The organism is Psychrobacillus faecigallinarum, assembly GCF_014836595.1.
GTDB lineage: Bacteria > Bacillota > Bacilli > Bacillales_A > Planococcaceae > Psychrobacillus > Psychrobacillus faecigallinarum.
In genome coordinates this window covers 1-1,193 of sequence record NZ_JACSQO010000026.1, presented here as the reverse complement: position 1 = coordinate 1,193, position 1,193 = coordinate 1, and the positions used below count along the sequence as shown (strand labels likewise).

Below are 1,193 nucleotides of genomic sequence, written 5' to 3'. Positions count from 1 at the left end.
ATTCGAACCCCCGCGCGGTATGACCCGCCTGTCGGTTTTCAAGACCGATCCCTTCAGCCAGACTTGGGTATTCCTCCTAAATATTATGTTGGTGGACCTTGCAGGACTCGAACCTGCGACCGGACGGTTATGAGCCGTCTGCTCTAACCAACTGAGCTAAAGGTCCTTAAGATGGCGGCAGAGGGAGTCGAACCCACGACCTTTCGGGTATGAACCGAATGCTCTAGCCAGCTGAGCTACGCCGCCAGGAAATTTAAATTTAAATTGGTGGAGCCTAGCGGGATCGAACCGCTGACCTCCTGCGTGCAAGGCAGGCGCTCTCCCAGCTGAGCTAAGGCCCCAATATTATAAATAACTGGTCGGGAAGACAGGATTCGAACCTGCGACCCCTTGGTCCCAAACCAAGTGCTCTACCAAGCTGAGCTACTTCCCGTATATATGGCGCGCCCGGCAGGAGTCGAACCCACAACCTTCTGATCCGTAGTCAGACGCTCTATCCAATTGAGCTACGGGCGCTAATGTTTCATAAAAGTGGTGCCGAGGACCGGAATCGAACCGGTACGGTAGTCACCTACCGCAGGATTTTAAGTCCTGTGCGTCTGCCAGTTCCGCCACCCCGGCACTTTGATGAATCTTTGGAGCGGAAGACGAGGTTCGAACTCGCGACCCCCACCTTGGCAAGGTGGTGTTCTACCACTGAACTACTTCCGCTCGGTTATTAAATTAAATGGTGCGGGTGAAGGGAGTCGAACCCCCACGCCTTGCGGCGCTAGATCCTAAGTCTAGTGCGTCTGCCAGTTCCGCCACACCCGCATATTTATTTCACAAAAAGTGAATGAGCCATGTAGGATTCGAACCTACGACCCTCTGATTAAAAGTCAGATGCTCTACCAACTGAGCTAATGGCTCAAAAAATGGTGCCGGAGAAAGGACTTGAACCCTCAACCTACTGATTACAAGTCAGTTGCTCTACCAGTTGAGCTACTCCGGCAGGAGTAAAGTTATGGTGGAGGATGACGGGCTCGAACCGCCGACCCTCTGCTTGTAAGGCAGATGCTCTCCCAGCTGAGCTAATCCTCCTGGGTAATATTAATTTCTTATTGCAAGCCCAGCGATGTCCTACTCTTGCAGGGGGAGACCCCCAACTACCATCGGCGCTGAAGAGCTTAACTTCCGTGTTCGGTATGGGAACG

Annotated in this window: 11 tRNA genes and 1 rRNA gene; all 12 read right to left on the bottom strand. The window is 52.8% G+C overall.

The window, feature by feature from the left end:
* Nucleotides 1–89: 89 nt before the first annotated feature.
* A tRNA-Ile gene (locus H9650_RS20275) sits at nt 90–166 on the bottom strand.
* Between the two features lie 6 nt (nt 167–172).
* A tRNA-Met gene (locus H9650_RS20270) sits at nt 173–246 on the bottom strand.
* Between the two features lie 19 nt (nt 247–265).
* Nucleotides 266–341 (bottom strand) — tRNA-Ala (locus tag H9650_RS20265).
* 15 nt (nt 342–356) lie between these two features.
* Nucleotides 357–433 (bottom strand) — tRNA-Pro (locus H9650_RS20260).
* A 6-nt stretch (nt 434–439) separates the two neighbouring features.
* A tRNA-Arg gene (locus H9650_RS20255) sits at nt 440–516 on the bottom strand.
* Between the two features lie 16 nt (nt 517–532).
* Nucleotides 533–621 (bottom strand) — tRNA-Leu (locus H9650_RS20250).
* 15 nt (nt 622–636) lie between these two features.
* A tRNA-Gly gene (locus tag H9650_RS20245) sits at nt 637–711 on the bottom strand.
* Nucleotides 712–728: 17 nt separating this feature from the next.
* Nucleotides 729–813, bottom strand: a tRNA-Leu gene (locus tag H9650_RS20240).
* A gap of 23 nt (nt 814–836) precedes the next feature.
* Nucleotides 837–909, bottom strand: a tRNA-Lys gene (locus H9650_RS20235).
* A gap of 6 nt (nt 910–915) precedes the next feature.
* A tRNA-Thr gene (locus tag H9650_RS20230) sits at nt 916–991 on the bottom strand.
* 13 nt (nt 992–1,004) lie between these two features.
* Nucleotides 1,005–1,080 (bottom strand) — tRNA-Val (locus H9650_RS20225).
* Nucleotides 1,081–1,106: 26 nt separating this feature from the next.
* Nucleotides 1,107–1,193 (bottom strand): 5S ribosomal RNA (gene rrf / locus H9650_RS20220); the annotation flags it as partial.